Below are 20,626 nucleotides of genomic sequence, written 5' to 3'. Positions count from 1 at the left end.
GTTACTAACGTCAAAGATAAGTAAAATTGAAATATGAAATAGTATAAAATTATGTGGCTTAACTCCTTATATCCTGAAACAAGTTCAGGATGACGTTTAGGTTAATCTCTAAGAAAACTGGTAGCCAACCAACCGAGGATCAGTTAAGGTGTCCTGGCGTTGCAGCCATTGTATGCTAATAGAAATATAATCCAATTCGTTATTTACCCTGCCGTAGCATTTATAAATTCCTTTGCTGCGCAACGGATATTTTTCTGCGGTAGCAGGAAATTGAACCGTGTCGAAAACATCGCCCTCAGCATCAAAAAAAGTCCCGAAATACATATATTTCCCGTTAGAAGTTCCAGTTTTTTTAGCGGTGATCAGGGCACCATAAATCAAAACTTCCTTTCCCACATAATGTTTTAAATCTTTTGCTCTTACCGATTTTTCGATAGGATTTTTAAGCAATTTAAAATGTGAACAAAGCGGAAAACCCAGCAATTCCATTTGGTCAAAAGCTTCTATTAATGCTGAATATTGAAACTGCGGAAGTTCAAAATCCCGGTGAGCAGTATTAAATAATTTTTCCTGTGTAGCTACCGGTTTGGAGGCATTCAGTTTAAAATGAGCTTTCCATAGTAAATGATGTTTATCTGTTTGTGTGAATCTAAAAGCATCAATTTTCAGTAAAATACTTAGCTGTTCTATTGAAATAGAAACCCGATCTATAAAATCATCAAAGGACTTAAAAACACCAAAAAACTGCCGATTTTCCAGGATTTGCTGTACGGTTTTAGTTTCCAATTCTTTGATATAACCTAATCCCAGGTAAATATCTTTTCCAAAAATACTATTTGGGTGATCGCTTTTATTGATACAGGGAGGATGCACTCTCCCGCCGCATTTTCTAATTTCCTGGATATAAGTTTCTACATCATAAAATCCGCCGCCGTTATTAAGCGCAGCCACCATAAATTCTAGCGGAAAATATTTTTTCAAATACAAACTTTGGTAACTTTCTACCGCATAAGAAGCCGAATGTCCCTTTGGAAATGCATAACCGGCAAAAGAAGAAATTTGCTCCCAAACCTCATCAATAATCTTTTTATTATAGCCTTTTTGTTTACAATTTTCCCTGAATTTAGCTTCAATTCTTTCCATCTGGCCCTTAGAGGTTTTTTTTCCACTCATTCCCCGCCGCAAAACATCAGCATCTTCAAAACTAAGTCCGGCGAATTTATGAGCTACTTTCATCACATCTTCCTGGTAGACCATAATCCCGTAAGTATCACCCATAATTTCGAGCATCACCGGGTGGCCTTGTTTTCTTCGTTTAGGATCGCGATGCCGTTTTATATATTCTTCTTTCATCCCACCACTGGAAATTCCGGGCCTGATTATAGAACTCGCGGCTACCAGATTTAAATAATTATCGGTTTGTAGTTTAGTGAGCAGACCACGCATTGCAGGAGATTCTACATAAAAAACACCCATACAATCACCGGTTTTTAGCAAATTATTGATTTCCGGATCTTCCTTAAAAACAGCAATATTTTCAATCTCCTCAATTTCAGCATTTGGTTGATTTTTCCTTATAATTTCAATCGCATCGGTGATCTTTGAGAGTCCGCGTTGGGCAAGAATATCAAATTTATGAATCCCCACTTCTTCCGCGATATTCATATCTATCTGGATTGTTTCAAAACCTTTGGGTGGCAAAAAAGTAGCGGCATAATTATAGATGCTGTCATTCAGAATTAAAATTCCGCCGGAATGCACACTCAAATAATTGGGAAAACCTTCAATTAAAGCGCTGTAACGTAACACCAATTTTTCCAATTGATCCAGCTCATTTATACTAAAAAATCCTGCTGAAAGTTTATCTATGTTTTCTTTAGGCAAACCAAAAACCTTACCCAATTCCCGGGATACCGCTCGGCGTTTAAAAGTTACATAAGCTCCCATTAAAGCGGTGAACTCGTACTTTTTGAAAATAAAATCAGTTACTTCGTTACGATCTTTCCAGGAGAAATCGATATCAAAATCAGGTGGAGAACTTCGACTTTCATTAATAAAACGTTCAAAATATAAATCCAGCTCTACGGGATCTACATTGGTAATTCCAATAATATAAGCAATAATAGAATTGGCACCACTTCCCCGCCCTATAAACGGAAAATTCTGCGACCGGGCATAACTTACAATATCATAATTGATCAAAAAATAGGAAACAAAGCCGAGTTTTATGATGGCATTCAGCTCTTTTTCTACTCGTTCCAAAACCTCTGGTTCTAACTTTGGATAACGTTTTGGCAGGTTTTCATCACATAGTTTTCTTAACCGGGCAACATCAGCTTCAGGGCTGTCACCTGAAACCAACAAATTTCGATTTTGAGTTTTTCCGAATTTGAAATCTACCCGACAGGCATTTACCAATTCGTGTGTGTTCTCTAAAATATAGGAGAAATCTTCAAATTCTGAAGTGATAATTTCTGAAGCTATCATTTGATGAGAAAAAGAACCCTGCTCGTTTTCAGGAAGCTGGCTAAGTAAAACATTATTATCTATGGCCCGCAACAACCGGTGTGCATTATAATCACGCTTATTCCTAAAACTCACGCTTTGCTGCAATACCAGTTTATCTTTAAATTCAAGGTATTTTGAGAATTTAAGCTTCCGCAGACTTTCCACAGAAATTCCAATGAATTCATTCTTCCTGAAATTCGTCTTTTTGTGTGCAAATACTTTTTCAAAAGGATAAATAATAAAACAATCAGGTAATTCGGGCGCTTCAGGTTTAAAATCTTTTTTTAGATGAAATTGTTGCGATAAATGTTCGTTTAACTGCCTAAAACCTTCATTGTTTTTAGCGACCCCAACATATTGTTGCTCAGCTCCATTTCTAAAATCTATTCCCACAATTGGTTTTATTCCATATTCCGAAGCAATTTTTATAAAATTTAAACAAGCCGAAGTATTATTAATATCGGTAAGCGCTAAAGATTCCACTTTAAATTCCCGGGCGAGTTCACAGAGTTTTTCCACTGAGAAAGTCCCGTAGCGCAGTGAGTACCAGGTATGGCAGTTTAAATAGATCATTATTGTTTTCTATGTGCTAGCACAATTGGCGGTTCGCCGTTAAACGGATTTCCCATGCGGCCAATGGTTTTTGTGCCCATGGTGACCGCGCGCATCACACTATGTTCTCCAAAACGCTCTTTAATTTTATCTATAGAATTATATAAATTCAGCATTTCTTCAGAATCATCAAACAGGTTAATCTGGTAATTTCCACCTACTAGTCCGCTGAATTTCACACCGATTAACCGAATCAACAACCGGCGGGAATAGAGTTGCTTAAAGAGCATTTCAACTTTAGGAATTAGAATATGATCGGCGCTGGTATAGGAGATTTTCACCTGTTTAGAATGCGTCTGATAATCGGAATACCTGATTTTTACACTTACCACGCTGGTTAATTTATTTCCTCGCCGTAACTGGTAAGCCAGGCTTTCGGCCATAGCCACCAAAGTGGCGTGCAGGCGCACCATATCTATAGTATCGCGGCCAAAAGTGCGCTCGGTAGAGATAGACTTTCTTTCGTGATAAGGAATAATTGGTGTATCGTCCAGGCCATTAGCACGCTTCCAGATAGTTCGCCCGGCCTTTCCTAAAACACTTTCCAACATTTCCACTGGCATTTCCTGGATAGTTTTTATTTCTCTAACGCCTAAATTCAGTAGTTTTTGAAAGGTCTTATTACCAACCATCGGGATTTTATTTACACTTAAGGGTGCAAGAAAAATTTTTTCATTTCCATGCGGAATTATAATTTCGGCATTAGGTTTGGCTTCTCCCGTAGCGATCTTAGAAACCACCTTGTTTTGTGAAAGTCCGAAAGAAATTGGCAAGCCGCTTTCCTTTATAATTGTCTGTCTCAACTCACTGGCAAATTGATTGATGCCGAAAAATTTATCCATCCCACTCAAATCGGCATAAAACTCATCTACACTGGCTTTTTCAAAACTGGGCACCTGGTTTTTAATAATTTCTGTAACTTCTTTCGAATGTTTGGTGTAAGTACTGGCATTTCCTTTAATTACGGTGGCCTGCGGACAAAGCTGCCGGGCTACTTTCATTGCCATCCCCGAGTGTACTCCAAATTTTCTCGTCTCATAACTACAGGCCGCCACTACCCCACGATCTCCCATTCCACCTACGATAAGCGGTTTACCATTCAATTCAGAATTTTGTTTACGTTCTACCGAAACAAAAAATGCATCGAGATCCAGGTGTAAAATAGACTTATTTTTCATTTTTGGATTATTTCCTTTTTATAGGATATTTTCCAAAATTATAAAATATTTAAACTCAAAATTATTCTGCTTCGTTAAATTTTGAAAAGAATTTTTCAGCTTGATTATTCTGAAAAAGTCAAAATAAAAGCCCTTTTATTATTAAAATCTAACAACCTAAAATCTATAGTTTTAGTAGTTTTGCCGACTTAAAAGTACCAAGCCTGAAGTATGACGAAAATATTCAGAAGATTATCTTTCTTTATTCTAATCATGATGCAGTTTGCATTTTTGTTCGCTATATTTTTTGATAAGATGAATGCTCCCCTCGTACTTTTATTTTTGGGGATAATTTCGGTATTAATAAGTCTTGCTTATTTTAAAGCGCCACGGCAAGAGGAAAGGTATTTTATAAAAGATCTTTATCTTATTCTTTTTGCGGTGACCGGTGCCCTAAGCACATTTTTTATAAATATTGAACTTAAATATGGCCCGGTACTTGCCGCCGGATTTATAGGAACCCTGGCTTCTTTTGTGCCTTCAATAAATAGAAAATCAAATCTTTTAAAAGAAGCACCACCCGCTATTTACTGCGGTGCTTTTGTGGGAATGACTTCGGCCAGTGTAGCGCCCAATTTAAAATTTATTCTACTGGCCGGTATTATCGCAGGTAGCATTCTTATTCTTTCTAAAAATATTTTTAACGGATTTGGTGGTAAACTGGGAACTATCGCTTTTGGTAGTATTGCCATCACTTCCGCCATTTTATATACCCTGTTTTAATGGAAATAAGCATTCTTTTTCTCACCGGAATTATTTCTGCCATTCTAACTTATGTAGTGAATAACAAGTACAGGCAGGGTGCTGTTCGTGCTTCAGCAAGCCTCTCGCTTTTGGTGGGTTTATTTTTCTATTCTTTTCCTGATATTTTTAATCCATATTTAACCAAAAACATCCCTATAGTTTTTATTGGCGCTACTTTTATAGGAATGGTTTCTTCAAAAATACTCCCCAGCTATTTACTAGTAGGTTTTTCAGGATTTATCTTTTCTATTATCTACCTAAATGCGAGTCCGTTTTTTAAAGGTTATGGCGGCGCTTTGGGTACTACGGCAGCGATTTCTGTATTAGTTTCATTAAGCCTTGCTTTAGTTTCTAAGAGTGAGAAACTACCCTGGCGGAAGAAGACTAAAAAACATTAGAAAAACCTTCAGAATAAATTATTCTTTCTCTACCACATCTTTCAAAATACTCCATACATTGTCGGCTACAATTTTGTAACCTTCGGCGGTGGGATGAATGCCGTCTTGCTGATTTAGCTCTGCATCTCCCGCTACGCCTTCAAGAAGAAAAGGAATGAGTTGCAAATTATTTCCTTCGGCAAGTTCAGGAAAAATATTTCTGAAATCGGTGGTATATTCTTCTCCCATATTTGGTGGAATCTGCATTCCGGCTAAAACTATTTTAGTATCGGGATTTTTCTCTTTTACAGTATCTATAATATCCTGAAGATTTCTACGAGTTTCAGCTATTGGGATTCCTCTTAAGCCATCATTCGCTCCTAATTCCAATACAAAAATATCTACATCCTGATTTAACACCCAGTTAATGCGATTTTTTCCGCTGGCAGTAGTTTCCCCGCTTAATCCAGCATTTACTACTTCATAATTATAATTCAGGGAATCTAATCTATTTTGAATAAGCGCCGGGAAAGCTTCAGAAGCTTCTAACCCCATTCCCGCTGTAAGGCTATTTCCGAAGAAAAGAATCACGTTTTTTTCACTTACCTCAGCTTCAGTTTCGGTTTGTGTTTCTTCTTTGCTTTTTTCTTCCGATTTCTTTTCAGCATTTTCTCCGCAGGAAATCATTATAAATATTGAAAAAACAGCAAAATAATACTTCAAGTTTCTCATAGCAACGGGGTTTATAATCAAATCATTTCCTTATTTTGTCTGCATTCAAAAAAGACAATAATCAAGTAATAAGATGGCAAAGATATTAAACGTTCGCAACCTGGAGAAAAGCTATTCCAGCGGTTCTAAAAAACTTAAAGTTCTCCAGGATATTAATTTTGAAGTAGAAGAACAAAAAACCTTTGCTATTGTAGGCCCATCCGGAAGTGGAAAAACCACGCTACTGGGACTTTGTGCGGGATTAGACAGGCCAGATTCCGGAATTATTGATTTATGCGGAAGCGAACTTAGCACGTTAGATGAAGACGAAAGAGCGCTATTGCGCAATCAACATATTGGATTTGTTTTCCAGGATTTCCAGTTGCTACCAACACTTACTGCCTTAGAAAATGTGGCTGTTCCATTAGAACTTCAGGGGAATAAAAATGCTTCTAAAATAGGAAAAGAATTATTAGAAAAAGTAGGATTAGGCGACCGTATAAATCATTATCCTTCCCAACTTTCTGGTGGAGAACAGCAACGAGTGGCGTTAGCGCGTGCTTTTTCTACGCGACCTTCGGTTTTATTTGCCGATGAACCTACCGGAAATCTCGATGCCGAAACCGGCGAAAAAGTAGAAGAATTGCTTTTCGATCTCAATAAAGAAGCAGGTACAACTTTGATTATCGTAACTCACGATATTGAATTAGCAGCAAAAACACAGCATATTCTAAAACTAAAAGGAGGAAAAATTGTTGAAAATCAAGAAACGCAAGTATAAAAGATGAACACCAATAAACCCTCTAAACCCGGTATTAACTGGCTTTTTAAAATGGCCTGGCGCGACGGAAAGGCTAGCGGTAAAAAGTTAACGCTTTTTATGGCTTCTATCGTTCTGGGAATTGCCGCGGTAGTTTCCATTCAATCTTTTGGAGAAAATCTAAGAGACAATATTTCCTTGCAATCTAAAGCGCTGATGGGCGCCGATTTTAAAATAGACAGCGACGATCCTCCCAATGAACGCGTTATGCAAGTTATGGATTCACTGGGCGGGCCTGAAGCTCGGGAGATCAAATTTGCTTCTATGGCTGCTTTTCCGCAAAGCGAAGCCACAAAATTAATGCAGGTTAGAGGAATTGAAGGTGGATTCCCATTTTACGGCGAATTGGAAACTCAGCCGGCAGAAGCTGCCAAAACATACCAGGAAGATGCTGCAGCTTTGGTTGATGCAACGGTAATGCTTCAGTTAGGGGTAAAGCCTGGCGATAGCATTAAAATTGGAAAAATTACTTTGCCAATTGCAGGGGCACTCAATAGCGTTCCGGGAAGTACGGCTATTTTTAGTTCGGTAGCTCCTCCGGTACTTATTCCATATAAGTTTATTGAAGAATCTGGCCTTGTACAAACCGGAAGCCGTATAGATTACGAATTCTATTTTACAGCCGATCCTAAAACCGATATGGAAAAGCTGGAAGAAGAACTGGATCCTATCCTTGATGCTGAAGAATCCGATATAGATACCCACATCTCCACCAGCGACCGATTGGGAAGACGCTATGAAAATTTCGGAAAATTTCTTAATCTCGTTGCTTTTATCGCGCTGCTGCTTGGTTGTGTTGGTATTGCGAGCGCCATTCATATTTACATCAAAGAAAAGTTACGTGCCGTAGCTGTTCTAAAATGTTTGGGCGCCAGCAAAAAGCAAACTTTCTTAATTTACCTTATCCAGGTTGCTTTTATGGGTTTAATTGGCGGTATTTTAGGTACTGCCCTCGGTTTAATTCTTCAGCAATTATTTCCCTGGCTTTTAGAAGGCTTGTTACCGGTAGATGTTCAAATCACTTTTTCCTTACAGGTAATTGTGATGGGAATTTTATTAGGAATTTTGATGTCGGTTTTATTTGCGCTCTACCCGTTAATCGGAACACTTTATATTTCTCCTTTACAGGCGCTACGAGTAATAAAAGAAGATTCTAAAAAATCCCGAAAGGCAATTATTTTAGTTTCAATAGGAATCTTTTTATTCATCTTCTTGTTTTCGCTTTGGCTACTGGAAGATTGGAAATACTCCCTCTCGTTTGTAGGCGGAATTTTAGTCACTTTTTCAATCCTGGCCGGAATAGCCTATCTATTTATGCGGGCTATTCGTAAGTATTTTCCGCATAGCTGGGGTTTTGTAGCCCGGCAAAGCTTACTGAATCTTTTTAGACCACAAAATCAAACCTTAACGCTGGTACTTGCTATTGGTGTAGGAACTTTTCTAATTAGTACGCTTTATTTTAGTAAAGATTTGCTACTGGCCCAGGCTTCTATAGAATCCCAGGCCGATAGCCCTAATATGATTCTTTTAGATGTACAATCTGAACAACGTGAAGCCGTAGCCCAAACAATAAAAGCGAATAATCTACCGGTTTTAAGCGATATTCCTATTGTCACTATGCGTGTACAAAATATAGCAGGAAAATCGGTTAACGAAATAAGAAATGATACTACTTCCCAAATTAATGGCTGGGTTTTAAACCACGAATTTAGGGTAACTTATCGCGATTCAATTATTGCTTCTGAATTTATTGAAAGCGGAGAATGGACCGCCGAAGGAGGAAATATTAGTCCCGTTCCTGTTTCTATAAGTGATAATTTTGCTGAAGATGCTAAAGTTGAAGTTGGAGACGAGCTTGTTTTTAACGTGCAGGGCGTTTTATTAGATGCAGTGGTGGGTAGTATAAGAACTGTAGACTGGTCTAGAATGCAACTGAATTTCTCCCTGGTTTTCCCAACAGGGGTTTTAGAAGACGCGCCGCAATTTCACGTGTTAACCACCAAAGTTCCGGGGGAAGATGCATCGGCTAAATTACAACAGCAATTGGTGAAACAGTTTCCCAATGTTTCTATAATTGATCTTAGACAGGTATTAAGTGTTATTGAAATGCTCCTGGGAAGAATTTCATGGATAATTAATTTTATGGCATTTTTCAGTATTTTAACGGGTGTTATTGTGCTTTTAGGAGCAATAAGAACCAGTAAATATCAACGAATTCGCGAAAGTGTGTTATTACGAACTTTGGGTGCTAAAGGCAGCCAAATTCTAAATATTACCGCTTTAGAATACATTTACCTGGGAACCTTAGGCGGTTTATCTGGTGTATTGCTTTCTCTAATTAGCAGTCAGTTATTGGCCTGGTTGGTTTTTGAATCGCCATTTACCCCATCTCTGGTTCCATTTTTAGTAGTATTTCCGGGAATTGTCTTACTGGTATTGATTATTGGATTAAGTAATAGTTTAAGCGTAATACGAAAACCACCTTTAGAAGTTTTAAGAAAGGAAGTAACTTAAAATATGTAACTTTAGCTGAAAGGATTACCAAAAATTATTATTAATTATAATTTTTTGACTTTTTAAAAAGTATTCTCATCTTAGGTTGAATCGTCACCCTGTCCCGAAGTTTCGGGATGGTTTCAGGGTCTAAGCTAAATTAAAATACTTTTCATCCTGGATGCTGAAATAAGTTCAGCATAAAGTATCCTGGAAGTAGAAGTTTAAACAATATGAATTAAAATAAATTTAAAATGAAAAATGTAATTTATAGCTTAATGATTCTGGCTTTTAGTTTTAACGGAATAGCCCAGGAAGATTATTTATCTGAAGAAATTCAAATAAAAATGGCCAGTATGGCTGCGCCAGAAGAAGACAGGGATGCAGTAACTGTGTATGGTTATGATCGTGACGGGAAACCGGTTTTATTAAAAGAAGGCACCAACAACCTGGTTTGTATTGCAGACGATCCTAATATGAATGGAGTTTCAGTAAGTTGTTATAATAAAAAACTTGAGCCTTTTATGTCTCGCGGCAGGGAATTAAAAGCTGAAGGTAAAGATATGATGGATACTCGTGCAGTGCGCCAGCAGGAAGTAGAAAGCGGGAAATTAAAAATGCCCGATGCCCCGAGTATGACCTACATACTTTCTGGAAAAGAAGCAAATTTAAATCGTGAGACCGGGGAGCTTAAAGATGCAAAACTGCGTTATGTGATTTATATGCCTTATGCTACTACCGAGGAAACCGGACTTCCAGATAAACCTCACACTCCCGGAATGCCGTGGTTAATGGATCCCGGTACGCACCGCGCTCATATTATGATTACCCCGGCAGATAAGGATTAGGCATTTATTGAAATTATTCCTGAATATTTTCTTCTTTCTGCTTAAAAAACAGCTGCGAAATAGGAATAAGCATTAAAGCCGAAATAAAGAAAAGGATAAAAGATACTTTCAAATTAAATAAATGCGCTAAATAACCAACCAGCGGTGGGCCTAAAAGCATTCCCACTATTGCATAGGTGGTAATTATTGAAATAGCCATTCCTGGCGAATATTTTTTAGAAGAACCGGCGAGAAGAAAAGTCATGGGAATTATTGCGGCCACTCCAATACCTACCAGGCAAAAACCTATTAATGCAGGCCAGAAATAAGGGAAAACAATCATTAGTAAAACTCCTAAACATACCAGGGAAGCACTTATGATGTAATTCTTTTCCATTCCTATTTTTTCCACAATTCTATCTGAAAAGAAACGGGAAAGGGCCATAAAAATCATAAATATTAAGTAGCCCAGCGTAAAAACATCTTCGTTCACCACTTCTTTAAAATAAACCCCACTCCAGTCAAACATTCCGCCTTCGGTAATTGCTGCAAGAAAAACCAGAAAACCAAGATACATGGTAGGTTTATCAGGTTTTCCAAAGCGTAGCTTATTCCCCTGGGTAGAACGATCTTTTTTCAGCAAAAATGAGAAAGCGAGAAAAGCTAAAATAAAAGTAAAACCAGCAACCACCGGTAAATGCTGATAAATAGGAATATCAAATTTAATTAACAAAGTTGAAAAAGCTACGCCTAAAAGTCCGCCGGTACTCCAAAGACCGTGAAAGGATCCAATAATCTTTTTAGGAAATGCTTTCTGTAAGGTTAAAGACTGGGTATTCATAGCGATGTTAAAAATTCGCATAGAAAATGCAAAGCAAAATATCCCTATTATTAATAACAAAAGGCTGTCGGCTATTCCTATAATACTAAGGGAGACGGCAAGTAAAACAAATGAAACGATTAACGGATACCTGCTTTCAAAACGAGAAACCAACCAGCCAGAAACCGGAAGCCCAATTAAAGAACTCACCGGCATTACCATAAGTAGGTTTCCTAATTCGGCTTCATTTAAATCGAAGGCCATTTTAATAGTGGGAATTCGGGAAGCCCAGGTAGAAAAGCAAAAGCCCGAGAGAAAAAAGTAAGTGCTTAGTGCAATTCGCTGTTGGTTTTCGATCTTCATTTTTAAAACTTATGAGGGAATAAAATTGGTGTTTATTTTTTATCAGGACAATAATTCAGAAAACTAAAATTTAAAGTTGGCGGTGCCGGTAACGAATAGTTCTTAACTTCCAATAACCCATTTTATAATAAGTGAAAGCTACAATGGCGGCGATAAGGTTAGAGATTGGGAACGCCCACCAAATTCCTTCAAAAGAAAGATCGGTATTATTAGATAGAATAAAAGCAGTAGGAAATCTCACAATCCAAAGGGCAAATACAGAAATTAGCAAAGAAGCTTTAGTAAATCCGGCGCCATTAAAAACACCATTTAGAACCTGCTGCACACCCAGCACTCCAAAACTGGGGGCCATAATTTTAATAAACAAAGAACCGTCCCTAATCACGCCGGGATCGTTAGGCACGAAAAAGGCAGTAATTGGTTCAGCTAAAAAGAAAAGAACCATCCCTATTCCCGTGAGCCCAAAAAAGGCAATTTTAGCACTTAGATTTCCAATTTTTTCAGCGCGCTTTATTTTTCCGGCGCCAACATTTTGTCCTACCAAAGTGGTGGTTGCAATAGCAAAACCAAGCGCGGGTACTACAATAAGGCTTAAAACCCGGCTTCCAATACCGTAAGCGGCTACAACTTCGCTTCCAAAACTGGTAACCAGCATAACCATAACCGTCATACCGCCGGCTCTGGTAGACATTTCTATACTGGAAGGAATCCCAATATTGAACATACTTCGGGTCCAGCTAAAATCGAATTTCATTCTGCTAAAACTAATTTTTATGCCTTTATTTCCGCGGAAAAGAATAAGTAAGCCTATTAAGGCCGATATACCCTGGGTAATTACACTGGCAACAGCAGCTCCTGCTACTCCAAACCCGGGAATAGGACCAAAACCAAATATAAAAAGCGGATCTAAAATTAGATTAAGAAATACGGTAGCAAGAACTATATACATGGGCAACAGCACATTACCAATTCCTCGCATAAGTGACTGAAAAACGTAGAACATAAACAGAAAAATAAAGCCCAGAGACGATACTTTAAAATAACTTACCGAATCGCTTAAAATTTCGGGGCCTGCGCCTATGAGCTTCATTAATGGTTCTGACGAAAAATAACCTACAATAGCCAGTAAAACCGAAATAAAAAATATTACAAAAACGGTTTGTGAAGAACTGTAATTAACCTGGTCCTGATTTTCAGCACCTTTATATTGAGAAACAATCACTGTTCCCGCAAGCGTTAAACCGGCGCCCAATGAGAGAATAAGAAAAAGTATAGGAAAACTAATACTCACCGCAGCTACAGCATTGGCACCCAGTCTTCCCAGCCAAAAAGTATCTATTAACTGGTAAGCGGTTTGTAAAATATTAGCCAGAATTATAGGCCAGGCCAGGTTGGCCAGGGAGCTAAAAATCCTGCCTTCGGTATATTTTATGGGTTGCCTTTTCCTGCGCAATTTCTTTAAATTTTAAAAAATTCTTCCCGGTAAGAAAATTTCAATCTCTTACTTAGGCATTATTTTATCAGCGTTTTTTAAAAAAGTAATTTGCAAAAGTAAGAAAGAAGCCCTGGTTTTCTCAAGTAAAATAGCTTAAACTGATTTTCCTCATAAAATTTACCGATTCCTGCCTTTAAATTTGTAGTAAATTAAAAACAGAAATTATGAAAGCTACTATGTTACTGGAAGAACTTAATGTTGGTAATTGCATAACATACATTACCAAAGAACTTTCTAAAATTAAAGACATTTGTGATATTTATGCAGATTCAGAAGCGTCTAAAATCACATTTACCTATAATTCAGAATTTGCGGCTCTAGAAGCTGTGGGGGTTTTAAGTTCATTTCGACATAAAGAAAAAGAAGAAGAATTTAACGAAAACCTTAAAATTGCATAATTTAGGGAAAAACTAAAATTAATGAATTTACTGGGAATGATTGGTGGTACCTCGTGGCACTCTACCATAGAATATTACCGACTTTTAAATGAGCTTGTAGGCGAAAAAATTGGGAAGCAGCAAAATCCGCCACTTCTTTTATACAGCCTCAATGTAAAGTTGATGCGTAAAAACGATCCCGAAAAAATTAAAAATTCATATTTAGAAATTGCTCAAAAACTGGAAAATGCCGGTGCCGGCGCTATAATTATTTGTGCCAATACTCCGCATTTAGTTTACGATTTTGTGCAACCAAAAATTGATATTCCCATTCTTCATATTGCCGATGCAATAGCTAAAGAAGCAAAACAAAAAGGTTTTAAAAAACTTGGATTGCTGGGCACAAAACCCACAATGACGGGCGATTTTCTTCAGGGTAGACTTAAGAAAAACCACCAAATTGAAACTATAATTCCATCGCAGGAACATATTGATGAAACCCACAGATTTATTTCTGAAGAACTTACACAGGGAAATTTCACCGACACCGCAAAAAATTTCTATTTAGAACAAATGCAACTTTTAAAAGATCGCGGAGCTGATGCAATAATCTTAGGCTGTACCGAACTGCCGATGCTTATTAAGGAAAAGGATACCGAAATTCCACTTTTAGATACTACAAAGCTCCACGCGCAATTAGCTACTGAATTTATTCTTAAAGATTAATAGTTTTCTTTTTCTGAATTTCAGCCTGGTACCCGGCTTAAAGAAAAGACATTTTCAAAGTTCGATTATCGAGTAAATTTCTACATATTTTTACGCAACCATTATCAGTTTTCTGTATCTTATAGAAAATGATTAATTGATGCTACACAGATTTATTTTATTTATCGGAATTATTTTATTTACTTTTTCCTGCGGAGAAGACGACAGCGGGGAATGTAATGGAATTTGCACCGAAGAATTTAAAAGTATTAATGTTGAAATCACAGATTCTGAAGAGAACCCGGTGGTTTTAGACAGTATTGCGCTTAGAGATATTACCAACAATCGCGAAATTGACCTTAATTCTACAGAAAATGCAGGAAATGGGTTTTATTCCATTTTCAATGATAATTTAGTTCCTGAGTATAAAAATGAAGAAATAAATCTTCTTTTTAAAGGATTTAAGGAGGAAAATTTAATCCTGGAACAGGAATATAAAGTTGGTGCAGATTGCTGCCACATTTACCATGTTTCAGGACCTTTGAAAATTCAGTTAGATTAAACACAAAAAATCCCGGAAGCTATTTCTTAAAGTAGAAATAAGTCCCGGGATATATTTTTCAGAAAAAATATTTTCTAATATAAAACTCTAAAACGTATCGTGCCTTTTAGGCCTTTTAGATCTTTAATTACTTTTTTATCGTATTTCTTATCAATATCGGTAATTACATAACCAATAGTCTCATTAGTTTTTAAATACTGGCCCTCAATATTAATATCGTGCCCGGCAAGAATCCTGTTGATCTCTGCCAAAATTCCCGGCCTGTTTTCGTGAATATGAATTAGCCTGTGGGCATTTTGCAATATCGGCAATTGTAAATTAGGGAAGTTAACCGAGTTGGTGGTGCTGCCGGTATTTATATATTCTATAATTTTTCCCGGAACGAAATTCCCGATATTTTCCTGGGCTTCCAGGGTACTTCCACCAATATGAGGCGTTAAAATCACGTTTGGTAAATTTCTTAATTCAGAAACAAATTCTTCATTATTGGTTTTAGGCTCCTGCGGATAAACATCTATGCCCGCCCCCATTATTTTGCCAGATTCTATATTCTTTTTAAGCGCTTTAATATCTACTACGTGACCCCTGCTTAAATTCAGGAAAATCACGTTATCTTTCATATAACCAAATTCCTTTTCCCCGATAATATCTTTATTTTCCTTTCTTCCATCTACGTGAAGAGTCACAATATCTACAGTTTCAAGAAGTTCTTTTAGGGAATTACACTTGGTAACATTACCCATTGGTAATTTTTCTTCAACATCGTAGTAATAAACATCAAAACCAACAGATTCTGCAACTACCGAAAGTTGTGCACCTATATTTCCATAACCAATAATCCCCAGTTTTTTACCCCTGGTTTCAAAACTATTGTTAGCAGATTTTTCCCATTTCCCTTCGTGCATTAATCGCATTTTATCGGGCAGGTTACGCATCAATAAAATAATCTCCCCAATAGCTAGTTCTACCACAGATCTTGTATTACTGTAAGGCGCATTAAAAACTGCAACTCCTTTCTTTAAACAGGCCTGAAGATCTATTTGGTTGGTTCCTATACAAAAAGCGCCCACCGCGATTAATCGGTTGGCATTTTCCAGTACTTTTTCAGTTAAATGTGTTTTAGAACGAATCCCTATTACTGATACATCTTTGATTTTTTCACAAAGTTCATCTTCATCCATCGCTCCGGGATGTACAGTTACATTATAACCTTCTTTCTTCATTATATCTACTGCGTCCTGGTGAACATTTTCAAGAAGAAGTACGTTAATTCTATTTTTTGGGTAAGAGATTGCTTTGTTCATATTGTGTACAAATAAAAATTCGTCTAAACTTGGTGTGATATGGTCTGCCTTTTCAAGAATATTTGCCCTTTCTACATTTTCGGTGAAGGCATAAAACTTATTGGCGAGTCCGGCGGCTTTAATTTCATAATCGGTATAACCATCGCCAATTACGTAAACATCGCCTTTTAACTTTAATCTTTTAAGTTGTTCTACTTTTCCGTTATTTGAAGAAAGCACGTTTTCTTTATCAAAACCTACAATCTCACCATCTTCATCAAACTCAAAAGTATTGGCAAAAACATTTTCGGGCTTAACCCCATACGGTTCAACTATAGGAACAATAAATTCTTTAAAACCGTTGGAGACAATATAGATATTTTCGTGATGATCGTTAAAGAACTCCCGGTTTCTAACAAATGAAGAAGATACCCGCTCACTTAAGTTTTCTACCAATTTTGGCAAATCACTTTTATTGGCTTTTAGAAGCCGAATTCGCTCTACCAGGGATTCTCTAAAAGAAATTTCTCCTTTCATTCCCTTATCGGTTAAAGCTTCTACTTCATCAAGGTTTTTTTGCTTATCGGGATCGTTGGCCAGGGATATTTCTCCCAAAACATCCAGGGCTTCTACCTGGGTAAATGTACTATCAAAATCTATTACAAAGTGCTTGTTCTCACTCATATTTAAGGTACTCTAAAATGAAGCCTAAAACTACTATTTTTAGCAATCTTAGCGTACCAATTTTAGTAAAAATACACGGTCAAAATTTTAGCTATGGTAATATTTTCAACAATTCATAAAATGAGCTGCTATAAAATACAGAGCTTATAAAAAGCCACTGAAATTAGTAGTTAAAAATGAAATTTCTTCGGTTTTTCAAATAAAAAACTTTTAGAAGAAATTAAAATCAGAACTCAAATAACCTCTCTAAAATAAAAATGCCTTTACTAAACGGAAGTCTCCGCAGTAAAGGCATTTCTAAAAAATTAAAAAATTCTCTTATTCCACGATAAATTTACCTTTCATCACAGAATAGTGACCTGGGAAGCTACAAATAAAGTCGTATTCACCAGCTTCAGGAGCTTCAAATTCTATAGTTACTTCTTCTCCGCCACCAATCATTTTAGTGTGGGCAATAACCGCATCAGTTCCTTCAGGAATATAATCGTTATCCTTAGCCTGTACAGCTTTCTGTCCAAATTCGTTAATTACGGTACCTTGAGTTAACAATACCCAGTTATGGCCCATTACGGTTTTTTCCATCTCACCAACGTGTTTTAAAGTAAGTCTAACGGTTTGCCCGGCTTTTACTTTAATCTCGTCTTTATTAAAACGCATTTGGTCATTTCCTTCAATAGTCACCTCAACCACATCTTCGTCTGAAGAATTCATTTCTGAAGCAGACTTATCTGTGGCGGCTTCAGTTTGAGACTGTGGGCTTGTACCATCACCAATAGTAATTTTATCCTCCTTTTCTTCTTTTTTATCTCCGCAGGCAATCATTGCTACGGCTCCTAAAATCAATACAGTTTTGCTTAAAAATTTCATATTTACTTATTTATAGTTTGTAATTAGTTATTTACAATATCAAAGATAAATTATTTTTAATTGTTAATGTATTTAAGCCTTAATTTTTCATATTTCAGGGAATTTATAAAAGTTCTATAGCTGCCAATTTTGCCAAAATCCTTACCTTCATAGATTCGAAATAAAACCACACAAAATGAAAAAAAACATTATAAAAGGCCTGGGGGTTTTTGCGCTGGTCGCAGGATTTCAAGCTAATTCCCAGGAACAAAACCCCAAACAGAATATGGATAACATTTTACTTGCTGAATGGACTGGCCCTTATGCCGGCGTTCCCGCTTTTGATAAAATGCAGGTAGAACTTGTAAAACCCGCAATGCTTAAAGCGATGGATGCGCATCTTGCTGAAATCGATAAAATTACCCAAAATCCTGAACCGGCAACTTTTGAAAATACTATTGTGCCTTTTGAAGATTCTGGCGATCTTTTAAACAGGGTATTTACTTATTACGGTATATTTAGCAGCAATGTTTCCAGTCCTGAATTTAGGGAAATACAGCGCGAACTTTCTCCGGAAATTTCTGAATACAGCTCTAAAATTTCTCAAAACACAAAACTATTCGAAAGGATTAAAACCGTTTATCAGAATTCAGAAGAAAATCCGCTACCGGCTCCAGAGCAACGCGTAATTGATCTTATTTACGAAGAATTTGCGATGGAAGGCGCCAATTTAAACGAAGAAGATAAAAAGCGTTACGCCGAAATAAACAGTGAACTTTCTGAATTATATACCAAATTCTCTAATAATGTTCTTGCTGAGGAAGAGAACTACATTGTTTATTTAACCGAAGATCAACTTAGCGGCCTTCCGGAATCTTATGTGAAAGCTGCAGCGAGCACTGCTAAAGCCAATGGAGAAGCAGGGAAATATGCCGTAACCAATACGCGCTCTTCTATGGATCCGTTTTTAACTTATTCTGATGAACGTGAACTACGCGAAAAAGTTTGGAAAAACTATTATTCCCGGGGTGATAATGATGATGAATTTGATAATAATGAGGTGATAAAAAAAATCCTGAAACTTCGCGATGAACGTGTAGAGTTGCTGGGTTATGAAAATTTTGCCCAATGGCGCTTACAAAACCGAATGGCTAAAAACCCAGAAAACGCGATGGAACTTATGGAAGCCGTTTGGCCGGCTGCACTTGCCCGCGTAGAAGAAGAAGTAAAAGATATGCAAGCTGTAGCCGATGATGAAGGGGCTAATATTACCATTAAACCCTGGGATTATAGATATTATGCAGAAAAAGTAAGAAAAGAAAAATACGATCTTGACAGTGAGGAAGTAAAGCAGTATTTAGAACTGGGCAATCTAACCGATGCGCTTTTCTATACCGCTGGAGAGCTTTTTAATTTCGAGTTTAAGCCGGTAGAAGAAGGTAGCGTCCCTGTTTTCCACGAAGATGTAAATGTTTGGGAAGTAACCGATAAAGATTCTGGAGAACTTATTGGGCTTTGGTATTTAGATCCTTTTGCGCGCCAGGGAAAACGTTCAGGTGCCTGGGCAACCACCTATAGAAGTTATTCTGAATTAGAAGGTGCAAAACCCGTTTTAGCATCCAATAATTCTAACTTTATAAAACCGGCTCCCAGAGAACCTGTGTTAGTTTCCTGGGACGATGCCGAAACTTTTTTCCACGAATTTGGCCACGCGCTACACTTTTTAGCTGCCGATATTAAATATCCAACCCTAAACAGTGGTGTTCGTGATTATACCGAGTTTCAATCGCAATTACTGGAACGTTGGTTATCTACCGATAAAGTGATAAACCGCTTTCTAAAACATCATGAAACCGGGGAAGTAATTCCAGATGAATTAGTAGCCAAAATTAAAAAAGCAGCTACTTTCAATCAGGGATTCGCTACCACCGAGTTTTTAGCTTCGGCTTTAATGGATATGAAATACCATACCACAGATCCCGATAAAATTGAACCAAGAAAGTTTGAAAAAGAAACTTTAGACGAACTGGGAATGCCAGATGAAATTGTGATGCGTCACCGTTCTCCACATTTTGGACACGTATTTTCAGGAGAAGGTTATGCTACCGGATATTACGGCTATTTATGGGCTGATGTATTAACCTCTGACGCTGCGGAAGCTTTTGCTGAATCTCCCGGAGGATTCTACGATGAGAATATGGCAGAAAAATTAGTGAAATATCTGTTTGCGCCAAGAAACGCCATGGATCCCGCTGAAGCTTATCGAAAATTTAGAGGCCGTGATGCTGAAATTGATGCGCTAATGCGCGATCGTGGCTTCCCGGTACCTGAAGAGAAATAAAATATCAAAGAAAATTTTGTGAAACCTGCCTCAAAGACTTCTTTTAGGCAGGTTTTTTATTTATGCTATTTCAATTATTCAATGGCTTTAGCTACAAGTTTTTCGGGGCCAGCCATAAATCCATATAAGTGCAATTTATCTGCAGTAATTTTCTCAATGGGTACCGCAGTAATTGGGTTACCATAGCGATGAATTACCAGGAAATAAGTTTCATCTATTTTCTTTAAATAGGAATGCATAATTTTACTATCGGGATGATTTTGAAAATCTATTTCGAAATTTTTCCCACCCCGTTCTAAATTGTATTTTTTCTGTTTAATTTTTGCAGCGTTTAAATCTGTTTTAGTGGGAACTAATCTTATATAATCTATAGGTTGTTCCAATCTTTCTGAAGAAATACTTAATCGGTTAGGATTTTTAAAGCTGAAATCGGCAAAGGCGAGTGTATCTATTTTCAACTTGTTATCTTCGGTTTGATATGCAGTTTTTGTCACAAATTGATCAAAGTTATAGTGAGATAAGGAATCTTCACTCACTTCCATTAAATGTATTCCGGGAAAACCACCAAAGCTTTTATTTCCCGAGACAATCCATTTTCCTTCTAATTCCTGCGCAGTAATTGAAGTGCTTAACAAAAAAATAAAAAAGACAAAATAGCTATCAATAAATTTCATAATTCTACATTTTAAGTTGAACAATAATTTATAAAATAGCCGGCTAAAAACCTTATTTATTCGATAGTTTCCTTATTATTTAGATGAAAAACGGAATTATAAGTGTTTGTAGGGCAATATATTATACAAAACCCTATTGGTATAATAGAGTAGGAAGATAGGGATTA

The 20,626-nt window shown here is 37.1% G+C and carries 17 protein-coding genes; 9 read left to right on the top strand and 8 right to left on the bottom strand.

Annotated features, from left to right (window positions below; translation table 11 throughout):
• Window positions 1-108: 108 nt before the first annotated feature.
• On the bottom strand, window positions 109-3,081 hold the full coding sequence (locus B4F31_RS03060) for a DNA polymerase III subunit alpha (RefSeq protein WP_286760567.1): 2,973 nt from the start codon (window positions 3,079-3,081) through the stop codon (window positions 109-111).
• Window positions 3,081-4,298 carry a DNA polymerase IV gene (gene dinB / locus B4F31_RS03055; RefSeq protein ID WP_075327468.1) on the bottom strand — a complete coding sequence of 406 codons (1,218 nt, stop codon included), beginning with the start codon at window positions 4,296-4,298 and terminating at the stop codon, window positions 3,081-3,083. Before dinB ends, B4F31_RS03060 begins: the two co-directional genes overlap by 1 nt.
• Window positions 4,299-4,508: 210 nt before the next feature.
• On the opposite strand from dinB, the gene B4F31_RS03050 reads away from it, so the two are divergent.
• Together B4F31_RS03050 and B4F31_RS03045 are read left to right on the top strand one after the other, a co-directional pair.
• Window positions 4,509-5,060 (top strand): hypothetical protein, encoded by a 552-nt coding sequence (locus B4F31_RS03050; RefSeq protein WP_075327469.1) that lies wholly within the window; start codon window positions 4,509-4,511, stop codon window positions 5,058-5,060.
• Window positions 5,060-5,479: a hypothetical protein gene (locus B4F31_RS03045; protein ID WP_075327470.1), complete on the top strand. Its 420-nt coding sequence runs from the start codon at window positions 5,060-5,062 to the stop codon at window positions 5,477-5,479. Before B4F31_RS03050 ends, B4F31_RS03045 begins: the two co-directional genes overlap by 1 nt.
• Before the next feature lie 18 nt (window positions 5,480-5,497).
• On the opposite strand, the gene B4F31_RS03040 is transcribed toward B4F31_RS03045, so the two are convergent.
• Window positions 5,498-6,190: an arylesterase gene (locus B4F31_RS03040; RefSeq protein ID WP_075327471.1), complete on the bottom strand. Its 693-nt coding sequence runs from the start codon at window positions 6,188-6,190 to the stop codon at window positions 5,498-5,500.
• Window positions 6,191-6,263: 73 nt separating this feature from the next.
• Here B4F31_RS03040 and B4F31_RS03035 point away from each other — a divergent pair, with 73 nt between their 5' ends.
• From B4F31_RS03035 to B4F31_RS03025, 3 genes are all read left to right on the top strand, one after another.
• A complete protein-coding gene (locus B4F31_RS03035; RefSeq protein ID WP_075327472.1) occupies window positions 6,264-6,950 on the top strand; it encodes an ABC transporter ATP-binding protein in 687 nt (228 codons plus the stop codon).
• A 3-nt stretch (window positions 6,951-6,953) separates the two neighbouring features.
• Window positions 6,954-9,503, top strand: a complete 2,550-nt coding sequence (locus B4F31_RS03030; RefSeq protein ID WP_286760566.1) for an ABC transporter permease — start codon at window positions 6,954-6,956, stop codon at window positions 9,501-9,503.
• Between the two features lie 233 nt (window positions 9,504-9,736).
• Window positions 9,737-10,330: a hypothetical protein gene (locus B4F31_RS03025; protein ID WP_075327473.1), complete on the top strand. Its 594-nt coding sequence runs from the start codon at window positions 9,737-9,739 to the stop codon at window positions 10,328-10,330.
• 13 nt (window positions 10,331-10,343) lie between these two features.
• Here the strand turns inward: B4F31_RS03025 and B4F31_RS03020 are convergent, their stop codons facing one another.
• Window positions 10,344-11,492 carry an MFS transporter gene (locus B4F31_RS03020; RefSeq protein WP_075327474.1) on the bottom strand — a complete coding sequence of 383 codons (1,149 nt, stop codon included), beginning with the start codon at window positions 11,490-11,492 and terminating at the stop codon, window positions 10,344-10,346.
• Between the two features lie 70 nt (window positions 11,493-11,562).
• A complete protein-coding gene (locus B4F31_RS03015) occupies window positions 11,563-12,945 on the bottom strand; it encodes an MATE family efflux transporter (protein ID WP_075327475.1) in 1,383 nt (460 codons plus the stop codon).
• A gap of 206 nt (window positions 12,946-13,151) precedes the next feature.
• Here B4F31_RS03015 and B4F31_RS03010 point away from each other — a divergent pair, with 206 nt between their 5' ends.
• The 3 genes from B4F31_RS03010 (at window position 13,152) to B4F31_RS03000 (ending at window position 14,631) form a co-directional block, all read left to right on the top strand.
• A complete protein-coding gene (locus B4F31_RS03010) occupies window positions 13,152-13,385 on the top strand; it encodes a cation transporter (protein WP_075327476.1) in 234 nt (77 codons plus the stop codon).
• 21 nt (window positions 13,386-13,406) lie between these two features.
• On the top strand, window positions 13,407-14,090 hold the full coding sequence (locus B4F31_RS03005) for an aspartate/glutamate racemase family protein (protein ID WP_286760565.1): 684 nt from the start codon (window positions 13,407-13,409) through the stop codon (window positions 14,088-14,090).
• A 139-nt stretch (window positions 14,091-14,229) separates the two neighbouring features.
• On the top strand, window positions 14,230-14,631 hold the full coding sequence (locus tag B4F31_RS03000; RefSeq protein ID WP_286760564.1) for a hypothetical protein: 402 nt from the start codon (window positions 14,230-14,232) through the stop codon (window positions 14,629-14,631).
• Window positions 14,632-14,705: 74 nt separating this feature from the next.
• Here the strand turns inward: B4F31_RS03000 and serA are convergent, their stop codons facing one another.
• Complete coding sequence (serA, locus tag B4F31_RS02995) at window positions 14,706-16,598, bottom strand: phosphoglycerate dehydrogenase (RefSeq protein ID WP_286760563.1); 1,893 nt, start codon at window positions 16,596-16,598, stop codon at window positions 14,706-14,708.
• A 318-nt stretch (window positions 16,599-16,916) separates the two neighbouring features.
• Complete coding sequence (azu, locus tag B4F31_RS02990; protein ID WP_075327480.1) at window positions 16,917-17,465, bottom strand: azurin; 549 nt, start codon at window positions 17,463-17,465, stop codon at window positions 16,917-16,919.
• Window positions 17,466-17,640: 175 nt separating this feature from the next.
• On the opposite strand from azu, the gene B4F31_RS02985 reads away from it, so the two are divergent.
• Window positions 17,641-19,785 (top strand): M3 family metallopeptidase, encoded by a 2,145-nt coding sequence (locus B4F31_RS02985; RefSeq protein ID WP_075327481.1) that lies wholly within the window; start codon window positions 17,641-17,643, stop codon window positions 19,783-19,785.
• 74 nt (window positions 19,786-19,859) lie between these two features.
• Here B4F31_RS02985 and B4F31_RS02980 read toward each other — a convergent pair whose 3' ends face one another.
• Complete coding sequence (locus tag B4F31_RS02980; RefSeq protein ID WP_075327482.1) at window positions 19,860-20,459, bottom strand: hypothetical protein; 600 nt, start codon at window positions 20,457-20,459, stop codon at window positions 19,860-19,862.
• Between the last annotated feature and the right edge of the window lie 167 nt (window positions 20,460-20,626).

It is taken from the genome of Salegentibacter sp. UBA1130 (assembly GCF_002311535.1).
GTDB lineage: Bacteria > Bacteroidota > Bacteroidia > Flavobacteriales > Flavobacteriaceae > Salegentibacter > Salegentibacter agarivorans.
Note: the sequence above shows the minus strand (reverse complement) of the source record. Positions and strands in the feature narration are given on the sequence as shown.

What these genes read in the sequence shown, in the direction of transcription:
- B4F31_RS03060 (WP_286760567.1), bottom strand. Translation starts at nt 3,081, where the DNA reads ATGATCTATTTAAACTGCCATACCTGGTACTCACTGCGCTACGGGACT.
- dinB (WP_075327468.1), bottom strand. Translation starts at nt 4,298, where the DNA reads ATGAAAAATAAGTCTATTTTACACCTGGATCTCGATGCATTTTTTGTT.
- B4F31_RS03050 (WP_075327469.1), top strand. Translation starts at nt 4,509, where the DNA reads ATGACGAAAATATTCAGAAGATTATCTTTCTTTATTCTAATCATGATG.
- B4F31_RS03045 (WP_075327470.1), top strand. Translation starts at nt 5,060, where the DNA reads ATGGAAATAAGCATTCTTTTTCTCACCGGAATTATTTCTGCCATTCTA.
- B4F31_RS03040 (WP_075327471.1), bottom strand. Translation starts at nt 6,190, where the DNA reads ATGAGAAACTTGAAGTATTATTTTGCTGTTTTTTCAATATTTATAATG.
- B4F31_RS03035 (WP_075327472.1), top strand. Translation starts at nt 6,264, where the DNA reads ATGGCAAAGATATTAAACGTTCGCAACCTGGAGAAAAGCTATTCCAGC.
- B4F31_RS03030 (WP_286760566.1), top strand. Translation starts at nt 6,954, where the DNA reads ATGAACACCAATAAACCCTCTAAACCCGGTATTAACTGGCTTTTTAAA.
- B4F31_RS03025 (WP_075327473.1), top strand. Translation starts at nt 9,737, where the DNA reads ATGAAAAATGTAATTTATAGCTTAATGATTCTGGCTTTTAGTTTTAAC.
- B4F31_RS03020 (WP_075327474.1), bottom strand. Translation starts at nt 11,492, where the DNA reads ATGAAGATCGAAAACCAACAGCGAATTGCACTAAGCACTTACTTTTTT.
- B4F31_RS03010 (WP_075327476.1), top strand. Translation starts at nt 13,152, where the DNA reads ATGAAAGCTACTATGTTACTGGAAGAACTTAATGTTGGTAATTGCATA.
- B4F31_RS03005 (WP_286760565.1), top strand. Translation starts at nt 13,407, where the DNA reads ATGAATTTACTGGGAATGATTGGTGGTACCTCGTGGCACTCTACCATA.
- B4F31_RS03000 (WP_286760564.1), top strand. Translation starts at nt 14,230, where the DNA reads ATGCTACACAGATTTATTTTATTTATCGGAATTATTTTATTTACTTTT.
- serA (WP_286760563.1), bottom strand. Translation starts at nt 16,598, where the DNA reads ATGAGTGAGAACAAGCACTTTGTAATAGATTTTGATAGTACATTTACC.
- azu (WP_075327480.1), bottom strand. Translation starts at nt 17,465, where the DNA reads ATGAAATTTTTAAGCAAAACTGTATTGATTTTAGGAGCCGTAGCAATG.
- B4F31_RS02985 (WP_075327481.1), top strand. Translation starts at nt 17,641, where the DNA reads ATGAAAAAAAACATTATAAAAGGCCTGGGGGTTTTTGCGCTGGTCGCA.
- B4F31_RS02980 (WP_075327482.1), bottom strand. Translation starts at nt 20,459, where the DNA reads ATGAAATTTATTGATAGCTATTTTGTCTTTTTTATTTTTTTGTTAAGC.